19 protein-coding genes are annotated in these 14,144 nt (G+C 69.8%); 4 read left to right on the top strand and 15 right to left on the bottom strand.

Annotation, left to right across the window (positions count from 1 at the left end):
• Positions 1 to 265: 265 nt before the first annotated feature.
• The 8 genes from ACZ47G_RS04670 to ACZ47G_RS04635 form a co-directional block, all read right to left on the bottom strand.
• Positions 266 to 787 carry a hypothetical protein gene (locus ACZ47G_RS04670; RefSeq protein ID WP_465739965.1) on the bottom strand — a complete coding sequence of 174 codons (522 nt, stop codon included), beginning with the start codon at positions 785 to 787 and terminating at the stop codon, positions 266 to 268.
• A gap of 266 nt (positions 788 to 1,053) precedes the next feature.
• The gene (locus tag ACZ47G_RS04665) at positions 1,054 to 2,142 is read right to left on the bottom strand and encodes a protein-L-isoaspartate O-methyltransferase family protein (protein ID WP_465739963.1); all 1,089 of its coding nucleotides are present in this window, start codon (positions 2,140 to 2,142) and stop codon (positions 1,054 to 1,056) included.
• 7 nt (positions 2,143 to 2,149) lie between these two features.
• The gene (locus ACZ47G_RS04660) at positions 2,150 to 2,299 is read right to left on the bottom strand and encodes a hypothetical protein (RefSeq protein ID WP_465739962.1); all 150 of its coding nucleotides are present in this window, start codon (positions 2,297 to 2,299) and stop codon (positions 2,150 to 2,152) included.
• Between the two features lie 88 nt (positions 2,300 to 2,387).
• Positions 2,388 to 3,236: a helix-turn-helix domain-containing protein gene (locus ACZ47G_RS04655; RefSeq protein ID WP_465739960.1), complete on the bottom strand. Its 849-nt coding sequence runs from the start codon at positions 3,234 to 3,236 to the stop codon at positions 2,388 to 2,390.
• A complete protein-coding gene (locus tag ACZ47G_RS04650) occupies positions 3,233 to 3,748 on the bottom strand; it encodes a DUF6879 family protein (protein WP_465739958.1) in 516 nt (171 codons plus the stop codon). The genes ACZ47G_RS04655 and ACZ47G_RS04650 overlap by 4 nt, the downstream gene beginning before the upstream one ends.
• Positions 3,732 to 3,944 carry a hypothetical protein gene (locus tag ACZ47G_RS04645; protein WP_465739957.1) on the bottom strand — a complete coding sequence of 71 codons (213 nt, stop codon included), beginning with the start codon at positions 3,942 to 3,944 and terminating at the stop codon, positions 3,732 to 3,734. The genes ACZ47G_RS04650 and ACZ47G_RS04645 overlap by 17 nt, the downstream gene beginning before the upstream one ends.
• A gap of 195 nt (positions 3,945 to 4,139) precedes the next feature.
• Positions 4,140 to 4,667 carry a DUF6879 family protein gene (locus ACZ47G_RS04640; protein WP_465739956.1) on the bottom strand — a complete coding sequence of 176 codons (528 nt, stop codon included), beginning with the start codon at positions 4,665 to 4,667 and terminating at the stop codon, positions 4,140 to 4,142.
• 222 nt (positions 4,668 to 4,889) lie between these two features.
• The gene (locus ACZ47G_RS04635) at positions 4,890 to 5,312 is read right to left on the bottom strand and encodes a hypothetical protein (protein ID WP_465739955.1); all 423 of its coding nucleotides are present in this window, start codon (positions 5,310 to 5,312) and stop codon (positions 4,890 to 4,892) included.
• Positions 5,313 to 5,692: 380 nt separating this feature from the next.
• Here ACZ47G_RS04635 and ACZ47G_RS04630 point away from each other — a divergent pair, with 380 nt between their 5' ends.
• Positions 5,693 to 6,124: a VOC family protein gene (locus ACZ47G_RS04630; protein WP_465739954.1), complete on the top strand. Its 432-nt coding sequence runs from the start codon at positions 5,693 to 5,695 to the stop codon at positions 6,122 to 6,124.
• Positions 6,125 to 6,203: 79 nt separating this feature from the next.
• Here the strand turns inward: ACZ47G_RS04630 and ACZ47G_RS04625 are convergent, their stop codons facing one another.
• Together ACZ47G_RS04625 and ACZ47G_RS04620 are read right to left on the bottom strand one after the other, a co-directional pair.
• A complete protein-coding gene (locus tag ACZ47G_RS04625) occupies positions 6,204 to 6,404 on the bottom strand; it encodes a DUF397 domain-containing protein (RefSeq protein ID WP_465739953.1) in 201 nt (66 codons plus the stop codon).
• A complete protein-coding gene (locus tag ACZ47G_RS04620; protein ID WP_465739952.1) occupies positions 6,397 to 7,257 on the bottom strand; it encodes a helix-turn-helix domain-containing protein in 861 nt (286 codons plus the stop codon). The genes ACZ47G_RS04625 and ACZ47G_RS04620 overlap by 8 nt, the downstream gene beginning before the upstream one ends.
• Before the next feature lie 301 nt (positions 7,258 to 7,558).
• Here ACZ47G_RS04620 and ACZ47G_RS04615 point away from each other — a divergent pair, with 301 nt between their 5' ends.
• From ACZ47G_RS04615 to ACZ47G_RS04605, 3 genes are read left to right on the top strand one after another with little or no spacing between them, the layout of a single operon-like run.
• Positions 7,559 to 7,930 (top strand): ATP-binding protein, encoded by a 372-nt coding sequence (locus ACZ47G_RS04615; protein ID WP_465739950.1) that lies wholly within the window; start codon positions 7,559 to 7,561, stop codon positions 7,928 to 7,930.
• Positions 7,927 to 8,178 carry a hypothetical protein gene (locus tag ACZ47G_RS04610; RefSeq protein WP_465739948.1) on the top strand — a complete coding sequence of 84 codons (252 nt, stop codon included), beginning with the start codon at positions 7,927 to 7,929 and terminating at the stop codon, positions 8,176 to 8,178. The genes ACZ47G_RS04615 and ACZ47G_RS04610 overlap by 4 nt, the downstream gene beginning before the upstream one ends.
• Positions 8,166 to 8,288, top strand: coding sequence for a hypothetical protein (locus tag ACZ47G_RS04605; protein ID WP_465739217.1), 123 nt, complete (start codon positions 8,166 to 8,168; stop codon positions 8,286 to 8,288). Before ACZ47G_RS04610 ends, ACZ47G_RS04605 begins: the two co-directional genes overlap by 13 nt.
• Positions 8,289 to 8,348: 60 nt before the next feature.
• On the opposite strand, the gene ACZ47G_RS04600 is transcribed toward ACZ47G_RS04605, so the two are convergent.
• The 5 genes from ACZ47G_RS04600 to hisC all read right to left on the bottom strand — a co-directional run bounded on the left by ACZ47G_RS04600 (position 8,349) and on the right by hisC (position 13,811).
• Positions 8,349 to 8,978, bottom strand: a complete 630-nt coding sequence (locus tag ACZ47G_RS04600) for a hypothetical protein (RefSeq protein ID WP_465739946.1) — start codon at positions 8,976 to 8,978, stop codon at positions 8,349 to 8,351.
• Positions 8,979 to 8,991: 13 nt separating this feature from the next.
• Positions 8,992 to 10,203, bottom strand: coding sequence for an ABC transporter permease (locus tag ACZ47G_RS04595; protein WP_465739945.1), 1,212 nt, complete (start codon positions 10,201 to 10,203; stop codon positions 8,992 to 8,994).
• Complete coding sequence (locus ACZ47G_RS04590) at positions 10,200 to 11,003, bottom strand: ABC transporter ATP-binding protein (protein ID WP_465739944.1); 804 nt, start codon at positions 11,001 to 11,003, stop codon at positions 10,200 to 10,202. Before ACZ47G_RS04590 ends, ACZ47G_RS04595 begins: the two co-directional genes overlap by 4 nt.
• 2 nt (positions 11,004 to 11,005) lie before the next feature.
• Positions 11,006 to 12,388, bottom strand: coding sequence for an efflux RND transporter periplasmic adaptor subunit (locus ACZ47G_RS04585; protein ID WP_465739943.1), 1,383 nt, complete (start codon positions 12,386 to 12,388; stop codon positions 11,006 to 11,008).
• Between the two features lie 337 nt (positions 12,389 to 12,725).
• Positions 12,726 to 13,811 (bottom strand): histidinol-phosphate transaminase, encoded by a 1,086-nt coding sequence (gene hisC, locus ACZ47G_RS04580; protein WP_465739942.1) that lies wholly within the window; start codon positions 13,809 to 13,811, stop codon positions 12,726 to 12,728.
• Between the last annotated feature and the right edge of the window lie 333 nt (positions 13,812 to 14,144).

The following is a 14,144-nucleotide window of genomic DNA, read 5'->3' as shown; positions in this document are numbered from 1 at the left end:
CGCGACGGTCTTCGCAACGGTCCTCGCAACGGGGGACCGCAGTTTAGCGGCGGGGTCGGCGCCGGATCGCCCCGTTTTACCCCCCGCCGGGCCCGGGGCAGGATGGGCCGATGAGCCGGTAGTCGTCGTGCCCCGGGTGGCTGCGGAACGGAAAGTCGGCCGGGCCGACTTCCCGTGCCTCCCGACGGCCCGACCCCCTCCCCTCACACGGGGAGCCGGCCCTTCAACCTCACGAGCGACCTCACGAGCGACCTCACGAGCGACCTCACGAGCAGTCGGAGCGGTGGGCGAACGGCCGGTCCGGGCAGTCGGGGCACTCGAATAGGTAGACGCCGCCCATGTCCCCGAGCATCAGCCCGTGCGGGCGCTGGACCAAGGTCCGCTCCTCGTACGGGAGGTCCCAGATCTCGCCCTCCGCCGGGGTGTCCTCGACCGCCAGCCAGGTGCGCCGGCTCGCGCCGTCGAACTCGGCGCTGTTGACGGTCAGGAGGTGCCGCATGGTGCGGTCGCAGGACGGGCAGTCGGGCCAGTTCGGGTCCTGCGTCCAGGTCGGGTAGCCACAGACCTTGATCCCGTCGGACACCGAGAGGTGGGCCTCGTACGACCAGCCGGTCTCCTCCTCCACCTCCTCGAACCTCGGCTGGAGCGCCTCGTAGACGTCCTCCGGCAGGTCCCAGCTCGGAAACGGCCCCGCGTCCCCCTTCCGCGGCGCGTACGACGTCCGGGGGTGGCCGTCCCCACAGTGCGGCCACGGCTCCGAGCGAGGCCACAGCACCGGTCCACCCATCGAACTGTCCCGCGGCCCCGGCTCACCTCGCCGCGGATGCAGCCGGGTGGCCGGCTTCCGCCAGGCGGCCACCTCGGGAAACAGCGCCTCGACATCGAGCGGACGCGGCGGGGACGTGCGAGCCACGGAACGGCCTATCTACGGAGCGAACGAAGATCCACCCCTGGATACCGGTGGCCCCTTGCCCGCCGCAAGGGGCCACCGGAGGACGGCGTCCGCACAGGAAGTCGGCCGGGCCGACTTCCTGCGCAGGGGGCCGGGACTGGTCAGGGCAGGAGGTTGGCGGGGTCGTCCAGCCACGGGTGGTGGTCGCCGGTCGCGGTCACGGTCATGCCGAGCCGGGTCAGTTCGGGCTTGCCGCTGCGGACCCACCAGTCGTGCGCCGCCGTCACCTCGTCCCACAGGTTGCGCGGGCCCGACTGGGACACGGCGTGCCGGCCGTCCCAGTCGGCGAAGCGGCAGTGGGCGTACGACTCCCCGTCCCAGATCTCGGCCCGGCCGGTGCCGAACCGGTCGTAGCCCGCCCAGACGCTCCGCCGGAACAGGTTCGGGATCCGCAGGCCGATGGCGAAGGCTGCGTGGGTCTGCTCGGCCACGTCGGCCGGGTCGATGCCGGAGGGTCCGTGCCGGACGTCCTCGATGTCGAACTCGCCGCTGTCGGGCCGCTGGTCGCGCACCCACATGAACGACACGTCCTCGACGAACGGTCCGCTCGCCGACCGCCCGTCCTCGGCCACGGTGAGCCGCAGCAACGCGCCGTTGCAGAACGCCGTGCCGTACGGCACCAGGATGACCCCACCGGGGGCGGTCTGTTCCAGGATCGCCGACGGCAGCCGCTGGACGGCCGCGGTGAAGTGCACCCGGTCGAACGGGGCGCCCTCGGGATGGCCGAGGGCGCCGTCGCCGACCAGGACGGTGGGCCGCAGGCCCGCCGCGTGCAGCCGGTGCCGTGCCCGACTCGCCAGGTCCGGGTCCAGCTCGATGGTGGTCACGTTCTCCCCGCCGAGTCGGCTGGACAGCAACCCCGCCGTCCAGCCGGTGCCGGTGCCCAGTTCCAGGACCCGCATGCCCTCGGCCACGTCCAGGTGCCGGAGCATCTGCGCGACCACGGTGGGCATGGAGCTGGACGACGACGGGGTGTCGGTCCCCTCGTAGACCTGCGTCACCAGGGCCGAGTCGGAGGCGACCAACTCCGCCCAGCGATGGGGCTGTTCGGCGCGATCGAGCCACTCGCCCTCGTCCAGGATCCGATCCGGGGTGAACAGCTCGCGCGGGGTGGTGCGGAACGTCTTCTCCCAGTCGGCCGACAGCGCCCCGGATTCCCGCAGCGCGTCGGCCAGTTCGTACCACGTCATGGTTCCCCTACTTCCCGGGCTTGGGCAGGTTCTTGGGCGGCGCGTCCCGCTGGCCGTCGTGCGGCGCGGTGTCCGGCTTCCCGGAGTGCCCACCGCCGCTGCCCCCGCCAGCCTTGCCGGGGCCGTCCCCGCCCGATGCTCCGCCGTGCTTTCCCATGCGCATTCCCCTTTCCATTGCCGCATACATCAGCAAGGAGCAGATTAGGGGATTCCATACGATCCATGGAGGTTATTCCCGATAGCGACTAAAGATCTCGGGAGGCCCCTCGATAACGGTCCGCCCAATTGCGCAGCTGCGTTCGGGCCTCATCATCGAAGAGGGCAATATCCTCGAACATTGCGAAGATGTGACGGTACTGCAGGACGTCCCGCGGATCGCGGAACACTATGCGCCCCGTGAACGACTCCATGGTGACCAGGCGGTCGTCGTACATCGTGAACGTGTTCATCGGGCCACGAGTGAGGCGCGTTCCGCACGGGATCACACCGATCCGGACTCCCGGCAGGTGGGAGAGCGAGGCGAGGCGGTCGATCTGGAGAGCCATCGCCTGGGGAGGGATCAACGCCCAGTTCACCGCCTGCTCCGTGAGCAGGAACGTGAACGACTTCGATTCGTCGTGGAGCACCGCCTGCCGCTCCAGCTTGCGGGTGATGACGGTCGTCCTGTCACCCGGCGAATGACTCAGGCTGGCCCGGATGTACTCCGGCGTCGCCAGAAGGCCGGTGATCATCGCCGGCAGGAAGTACCGCAGCTCCGTCGCATCCGCCTCCAGCGAGAGCAGCTCGGCCTGACGCTTCGCGATGCCTCGACGCCAGGACGCACGCTTGTCCTGCCATTCGGTATTCGCGATCCTCGCCAGCGCGGAAACCTCCTGGACGAGGGCGGCAGGCACTCCGAGTGCCCTGAGGATGAGCTCCACGTCGACCAGGGTCGGAGTCAATCTTCCGGTCTCGATCTTGCAGATCTTGCTTTGGGAGATGCCACAACGCGCCGAAATCCGGTCTCCTGTGAGACCGGCCTCCAGGCGGAGCCTTCTGAGCGTTTCGGCGAGGTCCGACTTCGATCTGCCGAGCTGGTCGGGATCGAGTGTCACCCGTGGGCTTTCAGGTACTCGGCGAAAGGCACGGAATGCTCCAGGGTGACTTGCTTCCATTCCTGGTACCGGCCCATGTCACCCGTGACCAGCTCCCGGTTGATCTGGGTCCCATCGGCGCGGAAGTTCAGGTGGACCGCCGAGGAATCATCGAACAGCCACCAGTCCTGGTCCGGAATCCCGAGGTCCAGCTCGGTCGCGTCCAGAATCCTGATGTCCTCCCCCGCCGCGATGTTCCCCGGGATTCCCCAGGCGAACTGGTACCGCTGGTAGTCCGTGAGCGGCCGACGCACCACGCGGACCCGGCCGATGGTGCGTCCCGACGAGACGAAGGCGCGCACCCGCCGGTGCCACGCCGTGTTGTGGTCGGCCGGCTTCGGCTCTCCTCGCAGGAAGCGAGAGAGGCTCTCGGTCTCCTTGGGCATCGTGTAGACGGGCTGTACCTCATACCGGAAAGCATCGTGCCGGTAGCTGTCGAAGTGAGCGCGCCACTGGTCACCATCCAAGAGCACGGACGGCCTCCCTCAGAACGTCCTCGGGGATCTCGACGGCGGATTCCCCGGAAGGCACCTTCAACGCCGTGAAGTGCTCCCCCTGGACCACGAACGTTCGTCGATCGGTGGCATAGACGTTCGGGCAGTCGTCATCGTCGCAGGTCGGTCCGTTGAACTTGCCGGTAAGACGCGTCAGTTCCGTCTGCTCGGTCATGCTGACCCCTCTCAGGTGCGGTACCTCGCGGCTGGTCAACGACGCTAGGGCCGGGTAATGGATCCTGTCCACGACGCAAGCCGCCCATTCCCGACCTGGAATAAAGATCTCCACCTGGTCGGGATCTCCGCTGGGAGGCCGCCCGGTGGCCCCTGGCGGGAAGGAAGAGGCCACCGCTCCTCACGGAGCCGCTCCTCACTCGCCGTGCTCGGCCCACCAGGTCGCGAACGGGACGGCGTTGGCCATCGCGAGGTCGCGGTACGCCTTGAGTTCGGCGGCTCGGGCGCCGGTGTGGAACTCGGAGCCGAGGAACTTACCGTTGCCGTCGTAACTCATCTCGGCGGCGGTCTCGTCATCGAAGAGCCAGAAGTCCGGTGCCTTGGGAATGGGGTTGATCCGGTACGTGGTGTCGAGGATGAAGAACTCCTCGCCGGCTGCCATGTTCCGCAGGTACCCCCAGCCGAGCTCGAACCGGAGGTAGTCCGTGAGCGGACGCGAGAGGGTGTGCACCCGGTACATGCGCTTGCCGGCCCGAGTGGCGTCGCCCACGGTCGTGAGCCAATCGACGGTCTTGAAGTCTTCCGGCTGCTCCTCGCCTGCGAGGAAGGCGTGATAGGCCTCCACTCCGCCGGACTGGCCGTAGTCGTCCAGCGTCTCCAGTCGGAACGCCTCCCGTTCGAACTCCGAGAACCAGTCTCCGAGGGTCCTGGATGAGGTTGTCACGGATGGCCTTTCGAATGAGTTCCATGGGGATTTCGACCAGCGGCTCCACGGGGGTCTCCTCGCTCGCTCGGTCTCCCCACGATGCTCCCGAGTCCAACCAGCCGAGGCAAGAGGCAAGTGTTTCCGGTACTGGAAACCTGGCCAACTTCGAACTGGAGGACGAAAGTTGGCGCAGGAAGTCGGCGGGGCCGACTTCCTGCGCCAGGGGGCGGAGTGGGGGGATTACGGCTTGGGGATGGCGGTGGTGACGGCCTTGGTGCGGGTCAGGATGGCGATGGGGACGATCGCGAGGGCAGAGAGGCCCTGGAGGACGGCGTACCAGGTCGGGCAGATGCCGGGGATGAGGTCGACGCCGAGGACGGCGATCGGCATCACGGTGGAGAGGGTCCGGATGCGGTCGAGGGCCTTGTAGTCGCCGTCGGCGGCGCGGGCGGTGATGCGGAGGAGCACCGGGGCGAGGGCGGGGAAGAGGATGCCGCGGATCCACATGAACGGGGTGGTCGCGTGCCCGGTGAAGGCCATCACGGCGACGGTCGCGAGGGTGATCACGCCGATCGCGCCGAAGAGCGTGATGCACTTCTTCGCGGTCGAGAACGCCTCGTCGGTACGGGAGTTGCCGCGGTTCGCCGTCGCGGTGATCGCCATTGTTCTGTCCTCCGTGTCGTGGTGAGAACGAATCTACGGAGGCGGCGGACGGGCCGACACCGGTCTGGCCCCACACCTGGGGTGGGGCCAGACCTACCCCCTACCGGTCGTTGCCCGCCCCGTGGCGGGTGTCCAGGCAGAGCGCCCACACGTCGGTGATCAACCAACGGCGGCCTCTTGCGGGGAGCAAGAGGCCGCCGGAACGACTCTCCAAGGGTTGTCCCGTAACTGATCTTTGGCGGAACGAGAGTGGCTGGCCGGGATCGCATCCCAGGTTCCCTTCGGGGAGGCACTGACAGCGGGCAGCAGACTCCTCCTCCCGAGAACGGGCGGACCTCCCGACCTGGGGAGATGAGCCAGGCCCCTGTTATCGTGCGCCGATGTCAACGATCAAACAGTTCCAAGTGGCCTTCGACTGCGCGGAGCCTGTGCGCCTCGCCGCCTTCTGGTGCGAGGTGCTGGGGTACGTCATGCCGGCGGTCCCGGAGGGCTTCGCCACGTGGGAGGAGTGCTTCCGCTCGCTGCCGCCGGAGGATGCGATCTACTTCGCGTGCACTGATCCCTCGGGTGTGGCCCCGCGCCTGCTCTTCCAGCGAGTTCCCGAGGGCAAGGTCGTCAAGAACCGGGTGCATCTCGATGTGCGGGCCGGCACCGGGCTCGTGGGTGAGGAGCGCCTGGCCACACTCGAGGCCGAATGCGCACGGCTGATGGCGCTCGGCGCGAAACACGTGCTGACGCAGCGCGCCGACGGCGTCAACGAGTCGTGCATCACGATGCAGGACATCGAGGGCAACGAGTTCTGCCTCGCCTGATTCTCCTCCGAGCTTTACGGGACAACCCTTGGCCACCGGCGGCCTCTTGCGGGGAGCAAGAGGCCGCCGGAACGATTCGCTAGGCGCTGACGATCAGGTGGTCGAACTCGCCGGACTTCGCGCCCTGGAGGAACGCGGCGAACTTGAGGGGCGTGGTGCGGACGATGATGTCGCCCTCATCGGACTCGCGCAGCTCAAGCACCCCGTCGACAGCCCGCACCTCAACACACGCGTTGCTGGAACCGGAATAGCTGGACTTCTGCCATGCAGGGCTACTCATGATTGCCCTCTATCTCCTTCTTGATGGATCGGATGAAGTCTCGTGAGTCATCCTCGGAGAGGGCCACAGATGCCATCCTGTCGAGGATCTCGCGGTAACTTGCCAGGTCAGAGGGCGCGTCGAAGAGTGGACACCCGAAGCTGATGTCGATCTGCACGGTATCCAGCTCGGGTACCGGTCCAGCGACATAGACGAAGTTCTCGCTGGGTCCGGGCAGCGATTCAATCTTGAACGGCACAACTCGGACGGAGATGCCGGGGCTCTCGGAATGGTCGATGAGAGCTCCGAGTTGCTCGGCGAGCGCCGCCGGACCGCTGAACTGCATCCGTAGTGCGGCTTCATGGATGAACGCCGTGTAAGGCGTGGCGCCATCCTGGATAACCTGCTGCCTCCGCAGCCGGAAGGCCAAGCGGAGGTCGACATCGGGCTGCGGCAGTGGCGGGATCGCGCGAGCGAACACCGAAGCGGCATAGGCCGGAGTCTGGAGCAGACCGGGCAGGAAAGTGATCGAGTAGGTGGAGATCCGCCGGGCGTGGGCCTCGATCGCCGCCACATCGAGCAGGTCGGTGGACAGCCTCGGGCCGTACTCCTCCCACCAGCCGGTCTCTCGTTCCCGGGCCATGTCGGCGAGTGACTCGATCAGGGGTTCATTGCTGCACGCGCAGACCGCCGCGATCTCCCGCAGACGTTCCTCGCTAACGGATGACTTCCCGCTCTCCATCTGGCTCACCAGGGCGGCAGTCACCTCAAGCAGACGGGCAAGGTGGCTGCCGCCGAATCCGGCTTGCTCTCTCATCCTCCGTAGTTCGGCGCCGAGGCGCCGCTGACGGAGCGTGGGGACTCGAAGGGCCATGGCGTCCTCTCAGCTGGTACAGAGGCCAGTGTGCCGCGCCGGTCGCCGCCGGATCCATCCGGGTTCGGCAGCGCGTGTCCCCCAGGCGAAGGAACCTTCGCCCGTTCGAATTTAATTAAAGAGCGGATGCGCTATCGTCGTTCACAGCTCGATCCGACGGGTCGTCAGTAAAGCCTGTATCCAGGGCAGTAGGCGCCTGCTGCCCGCGCACCGAAGAGCAACCGCCGCCCCGGCCTGGCTCACGGCGACGACCCCGTCACGTCACCCCCTCTCTCCACACCACAGCCTCCCGGAGGTTCCCGTGTGCACCCGTAACACCCCCTCGCTCACCCTCTCCCGCCAGGCCCTGCGGGACGCCATGACCCGCAGCGGCGGCTGGGACGCCGACACCATCTTCAACGCCGAACTCGCCCTCTGCGAGCTCATCTCCAACGCCTGGCGCCACGCGGACACCCCCGCGCCCGTCGTCTGGTTCTCCATCCTCGACCAGACCCTCCGCGTCACCGTCTCCGACGAGAGCGACGCCCTCCCCCAGCCCCGCACCCCCACCGACCTCACCGAGACCGGACGAGGCCTCCAACTCGTCGAAGGCCTCACCGACCGCTGGGGCGTCGACCCCCAACAGCGCGGCAAGACCACCTGGTTCGAGTGCGAGTCGGACACCGACTCGTGACCCGCGACCCCATCGCCCCCGACGACCCCCGGATGCGCGACTACACCAAGCCCCAACTCACCGCCCTCCTCGGCGAACTGCACCGCCGAGGCCTCCCCTACGGCCTCCTCTGGGGCTCCGCCGGCACCCCCGAGACCACCCTCGACGGCCGCATCCTCGTCGACTTCGGCAACGCCCCCGTCAGCACCCTCCTCAACCTCCTCCACCTCCTCCGCGACCTGGAGCGCGACGACCCGTGGCGCCCGTGAACTTCTTCGTCGGCGCCATCCTTCTCGCCCTCCTCGCCCTCGCCATCACCACCGTCGCCCTCGGCGTCATCGCCACCCTCAAGATGCAACGCCCCGACGACGGCGACTGAACGCGCGAAGGCCCTCGCCTGGGAAGGCGAGGGCCTCGCGGGGTGTCCGACGGTTCCGGGTCAGCCGCCGGACGGCTTCCGGGGTGAACCACCGCCGAAGCCACCGGCACCGGCGGCCCCTTCGACGAGCTGGCTGGCGGCGTACCCACCGCTGGAATCCGGCGTCCCGACGACGGTCACGCTCTGGCCGGGCTGGAGGTCGGCGACCTTGCCCTCCTTGTTCAGCTGGACCTTGGTCGAGTCCCCGGTCGTCACCTTGACGGTGTTGCCACTGGCGTCGGTCAGGTACACGGTCGTGCCGTCGACGGCCTTGACCGTGCCGCGCGTGAAGCCGCCCTGAGCACCGCCCTGACCCTGACCGCCCTGACCCTGACCACCCTGACCCTGACCGCCCTGCCCCTGGCCGCCCTGCCCACCTCGGCGCCCACCGCCGCCCTGCCCGTACCCGCCGCCCGCCGCCGGAGCGGCAGCCGAAGCGGCCCGGGGTGCGGAGGACTTGCCGCCACTCGTCCCGCCCTGCCCCTGCTGGTACCAGACCCCGCCCGCGAAGGCCCCGGTGGCGATCACCCCGCCCGCGAGGACGAGCGACAGCCAGGGCAGCTTGCGCCGGGGCGGTGCGGCCAGTTCCGCGCTCACGTCCCGCGCGTCCGGCGGGGTGGCCAGCAGGGCGACCTGTTCGTCGTGCTCCATCGAAGAAGTGCTCCTACTCGTGCCGGAGGGCGTCGATCGGCCGCAGTGAGGCGGCCCGGTTGGCGGGGTAGCTGCCGAAGAACAGTCCGATGGCGACCGCGATGCCGAAGGCGCCGAGCACCGAAGCCGGGATCACCACCGGTTTGATGCCGACGATGCTGAAGTGCGAGCCGAGGATCCCCGCCGCCACGCCCAACCCGGCGCCGATCACCGACAGCAGCGTCGACTCGGTCAGGAACTGCCCGAGGATGACGGCCCGAGGGGCGCCGAGCGCCTTGCGGATGCCGATCTCACGCGTTCGCTCCGTCACCGTCACCAGCATGATGTTGGTGATCCCGATCCCGCCGACCAGCAGCGAGATCGCCGCGACCGCGCCCAGCAGCACGGTGAAGGTCTTCGTCGTGCTCTCCCTCGCCGTGAGCAGCGAGGCCTGGTTGGTGATCCGGAAGTCGGCCTTGGTCGGGTCGGTGATCGCGTGGGTCCCGAGCAGCACCCGGGTGATCTCGTTCTGCGCCGCCGTGGTCGTGTCGGCGGACGACGCCTGCACCAGGATCTGGTTGACCGCCCCGAACCCGGTGAACGCGTTCTGCACGGTCGGCAGCGGTGCGATCACCACATCATCCGGATCGGTGAACCCGCTGCCGCCCTTGGCGGCGAGCACGCCGACCACCGTGAACGGCGTCCCGCCGAGCACGATCTTCTTGCCGACCGGGTCCTCGGTGTCGAACAGCTGCTTGGCCGTCGTGGCGCCGAGCACCGCGACCTTGCGCGAGCCGAGCACGTCGTCGTCGGTGAAGTAGTCGCCGTGCGCGACCTTCTGGTTGGAGGTCTCGAAGTACGCGGGGTACGTACCCACCACCGACCCCGGGCTGTACGAGACGTTCCCGTACAGCGCCGTCGCGCTCGTCGTCACCACCGGTGCGACCGACTTGACCGCGGACGGGTCCGCGCCGCTCGCCAGCGCCTTGGCGTCGGCGACCGTCAGCTTCTTCACCGAGGACACCGAACGCGCGCCGCCGGCCGCCGAACCGGAGCTGACCGTCAGCGAGTTGGTGCCCAGCGAGGTGATCGAGTCCTTGACCGCCTGGGAGGAGCCGTTGCCGACCGCCAGCAGCAGGATCACCGAGGCGACGCCGATCAGCACCCCCAGCATGGTGAGCGCCGAGCGCACCTTGTTGGCGGCCAGGCCGCCGACCGCGAAGCGGATCGTCTGCCAGAGGATCACGCGAGCACCCCCTGCCGGGCCAGGACGGGCGGGGGCCCGTCCACCGGCGCCTGCCGGACGTCGCTGACGATCTGCCCGTCGACCAGCCGCAGCACCCGCTTGGCGTGCAGGGCGACTTCGTCCTCGTGGGTGATCAGCACGACCGTGCGGCCGGTCGCGTTGAGCCCGTCGATCAGGCCCAGCACTTCCTCCGTGGAGCGGCTGTCCAGGTTTCCGGTCGGCTCGTCGGCGAGCAGCATGGCGGGCGCCGTGACCAGCGCCCGCGCCACCGCGACGCGCTGTTGCTGGCCGCCGGAGAGCTGGTTGGGCTTGTGCCCGGCCCGCTCGCCCAGCCCCACCAGGGACAGCGCGGCCATCGCCCGCCGCCGGCGCTCCGCCGCCCGGACGCCCGCGTAGGCGAGCGGCAGCTCGACCTGGGCGAGGGCGGTGGTGCGCGGCACCAGGTTGAAGGACTGGAAGACGAAGCCGATCTTGCGGTTGCGGACCAGGGCGAGCTGCTGCTCGTCCAGGTGGCCGACGTCGGTGCCGTCCAGCAGGTAGCGGCCTGAGGTGGGGACGTCGAGGCAGCCGAGGATGTTCATCAGGGTGGACTTGCCGGAGCCCGAACTGCCCATCACCGCGACGAAGTCGCCCTGCTCGATGTCCAGGTCGACGCCGGCCGGCTCCCCCGTCCCGGGCAGCGAGGGGCCGCGCAGGGCGTGCACGGTGGCGTCGCCGTGCCCGTACGACTTGGTGAGCCGGCTGATCCGGATCACCGGCACGGGGTGCGCGGGGACGCGCTTGTCGATGACGTGCTGCATGCTCAGCCCTTACCGCCCCGGCCGCCGCCGCCACCGCCGCCACCGGCCCCGCCCGGGATGCCGACGCCGCCGCCGCTGCCGCCCCGGCCGCCGCCACCGCCCAGACCGGGGAAGGAGCCGCTCGGGAAGCCGTTGTTGCCGCTGGTGGTGGGGAGTTCGACCTTGTCGCCCTCCTTGAGCCCGGAGACCACCTGCACCGTGCTGTCGCCCTCGACGCCCACGCCGACGTCGACCCGCTCGGTGGCACCGCCCTCGTGCACCACCGTGGCGGTCCGCGAGGCGCCGGTGCCGGACAGCGCCGAGGTCGGCAGCGAGAGCGCGTTGTCCGCCTCGCCGGTGATCACCTGGACGGTCGCGCTGAGGCCGGTGCGCAGGGTGCTGGTGTCCCCGTTGAGCTGGAGGGTGGCCGCGTACTGGACGGCGGAGGAGCCGGCCGCGCCGCTGCCGCTGCTCGACGGCAGCGAACTGACCGACAGCACGGTCGCGTTGAGCTTGGTGTCGGACTGGGCGTTCAGCGTGACGGTGGCCGCCTCGCCCTTCTTCAGCTTGAGCGAGTCCAGCTCGGAGAAGTTGGCGGTGACCTGCATCCCGGTCGGGTTGGTGAGCACGATGAAGCCGCTGGGGGAGCCCGAACTCGCGCTCGCACCGGTGGACTTCGAAGACGTGGCGGAGCCCGATGCGGTGGCGCCCACGGTGTCCCCGACCTTCGCCGAGACCGAGGCGACCGTGCCGTCCACCGAGGCGGTGAGCGTCGTCCCGGTCAGCGCCGCCTGGGCGTTGGTGAGGTTGGTCTGCGCGGTCGCGACCTGCTGCTGGGCCTGGGCCACCGCCGCGTCGTCGACCTTGGTGGTGGTGATGGTGGTGGTCTGCGGGGCGGGCGTACTGCTCCCGCCCGCCCCGCGACCCCCACCGCCGCCGCCGCTGCCGCTGCCACTGCCGCTGTTCGACGGAGGGATGGTGGCGCCGGGCAGGGGTTCGGTGGTCGTCGTGGTGACCCCGGCCTGCGCCTTGGTGAGGTTGGCATTCGCCGTGGTGAGCGCCGACTGGGCGGCTTCCACCTGCTGCTGGGCCGCCGTGGTGTCGACCGTCGCCAGCACCTGGCCCTTCTTGACGGCGTCCCCCACCGCGACCTTGACCGCGGTGAGCCGCCCGCCGGTGGCGAAGTCCTGGGCCGCGTCGGTCGGGGAGGCCAGCGTGCCGGTTCCGGACACGGTGGCCAGGACCGTCCCCTTGGTGACGGTCGCGGTACGGGCGGCCGGCTTGGCCGCGGCCGTGCCGCCGCTGCCGTCGACCGTGGCGTACACCAGGGCCGCACCGCCCAGCAGGGCCACGCCGAGCGCGGAGTTGACGAGGACGGCGCCTCGCCGCCGTGGGAGCACCTTCATGGCGGACAGCTTCGCGGGGCGCTCTTGCGCTGCCCTGGGCACAGGCTGGGAGAAGACTGACCGACCGGATCCGGGCATTCCGCCCGAACCGCCCGCCCCGCGCGGGCGGCTTGGCCGGGGCGTGGCCGATCGTTGGCCGAACTCCCAGCCGCCTCCCAGCGATCCCCAGCCATCCGGCAGCGCATCCTCAGACGGCCCTCAGACGGCGTTCAACCCGCAGCCGCAGACGCAGCCCCCGACCCCCAACCCCCGGCCCCCGGCCCCCGGCCCCCGGCCAGGAACGCCGCAGGGGCGCGCCCCCGTGGAGCGCGCCCCTGCGGAACAGCAGGAGGAGGGATCAGCCCTCGATCTCCTTGCGGAAGGCCTCCGCCACCGACAGGAAGATCGTGTTGCCCTCGGCCTCGCCGATCGAGATCCGCACGCCCTCCGGGAACGGCCGGACGATCACCCCGGCCGCGGCGCAGGCCGCGGCGAAGTCCGCCGAGCGCTCGCCGAGCCCGAGCCAGACGAAGTTGGCCTGCGAGTCCGGGACGTCCCAGCCCTGGGCGCGCAGCCCGGCGACCACCCGGTCGCGCTCCCCGACCAGCGCCTCCACCCGCACCATCAGCGCCTCCTCGGCGCGCAGCGAGGCGACGGCGGCGTTCTGGGCGAGCTGGCTGACGCCGAACGGGACGGCGGTCTTGCGCAGGGCGCCCGCCACCGGCTCGTGGGCGATCGCGAAGCCGACCCGCAGACCGGCCAGGCCGTACGCCTTGGAGAAGGTGCGCAGCACGCAGACGTTGGGGCGGTCCCGGTAGAGGTCGATGCCGTTGGGCACCTCGGGGTCGCGGATGAACTCGATGTACGCCTCGTCGACGACGACCAGGACGTCCCCGGGGACGGCGTCCAGGAAGCGCTCCAGCTCGGCACGGTGAACCACGTTGCCGGTGGGGTTGTTGGGGTTGCAGACGAAGATCAGCCGGGTCGCCGGGGTGACGGCGGCGAGCATCGCGTCCAGGTCGTGGTCGCCGTTGTCCTTGAGCGGGACCGGGACGGGCGTGGCCCCGGCGATCTGGGTGATGATCGGGTAGGCCTCGAAGGAGCGCCAGGCGAAGATCACCTCTTCGCCCGGGCCGGCGGTGGCGAGCACCAACGACTGGGCGACGCCGACCGAGCCGGTGCCGAGGGCGATGTGCTCGGTGGGCACGTCGAAGCGCTCGGCGAGGACGGCGGTCAGCTCGCTGACGCCCATGTCCGGGTAGCGGTTGAACGAGCCGGCCGCCGCGACCGCCGCCTCCAGGACGCCGGGCAGCGGGTCGTTCGGGTTCTCGTTCGAGGACAGCTTGTAGGCGTCGGCGCCGGCCGGCTTGCCGGGCTTGTAGGTGGGGATGCCGTCCAGGCTCGGGCGCAGGCGCGGGCCCTGCGCTGAGGTACCACTGCTCACGGTCGTACTCCTTCGTGTCTCTGCCGGTCGGCCCGCCGTCGCACGGTCGGGATCGCCGCCGTACCCCGGGACCCGGCTCCGCTCCCGGGATCTCGGGGCGGGCCCGGACCACCCCGGTCGGGTGCCTTGCACGATACCGACCGCCCTCACCCGTAGGAGTGAGATGCCCGGACGGGTTACAGGCGCAGATCAGCCATTCTGCCCGGTTCCTTTGGCACATGTCAGAGGTAAGTCGGCTGGTTTCAGGAGGGTATCGAAGGGGCGCACCCCGGCTCACTCTTGGAGAAACGTATCTCCGAAGGCTCCCGATGCGCCGGTCACAGACCCTTGTCA

Source organism: Kitasatospora sp. NPDC030952, assembly GCF_055571335.1.
The sequence above is the reverse complement of the archived record's forward strand: the minus strand, read 5'-3'. Positions and strand labels throughout refer to the sequence as shown.

Bases quoted from the DNA above. Each gene is read 5' to 3' on its own strand.
- ACZ47G_RS04625 (WP_465739953.1), bottom strand. From the start codon at position 6,404: ATGAGTAGCCCTGCATGGCAGAAGTCCAGCTATTCCGGTTCCAGCAAC.
- ACZ47G_RS04590 (WP_465739944.1), bottom strand. From the start codon at position 11,003: ATGCAGCACGTCATCGACAAGCGCGTCCCCGCGCACCCCGTGCCGGTG.
- ACZ47G_RS04630 (WP_465739954.1), top strand. From the start codon at position 5,693: ATGTCAACGATCAAACAGTTCCAAGTGGCCTTCGACTGCGCGGAGCCT.
- ACZ47G_RS04660 (WP_465739962.1), bottom strand. From the start codon at position 2,299: ATGGGAAAGCACGGCGGAGCATCGGGCGGGGACGGCCCCGGCAAGGCT.
- ACZ47G_RS04665 (WP_465739963.1), bottom strand. From the start codon at position 2,142: ATGACGTGGTACGAACTGGCCGACGCGCTGCGGGAATCCGGGGCGCTG.
- ACZ47G_RS04585 (WP_465739943.1), bottom strand. From the start codon at position 12,388: ATGAAGGTGCTCCCACGGCGGCGAGGCGCCGTCCTCGTCAACTCCGCG.
- ACZ47G_RS04600 (WP_465739946.1), bottom strand. From the start codon at position 8,978: ATGGAGCACGACGAACAGGTCGCCCTGCTGGCCACCCCGCCGGACGCG.
- ACZ47G_RS04635 (WP_465739955.1), bottom strand. From the start codon at position 5,312: ATGGCGATCACCGCGACGGCGAACCGCGGCAACTCCCGTACCGACGAG.
- ACZ47G_RS04620 (WP_465739952.1), bottom strand. From the start codon at position 7,257: ATGGCCCTTCGAGTCCCCACGCTCCGTCAGCGGCGCCTCGGCGCCGAA.
- ACZ47G_RS04645 (WP_465739957.1), bottom strand. From the start codon at position 3,944: ATGACCGAGCAGACGGAACTGACGCGTCTTACCGGCAAGTTCAACGGA.
- ACZ47G_RS04670 (WP_465739965.1), bottom strand. From the start codon at position 787: ATGGGTGGACCGGTGCTGTGGCCTCGCTCGGAGCCGTGGCCGCACTGT.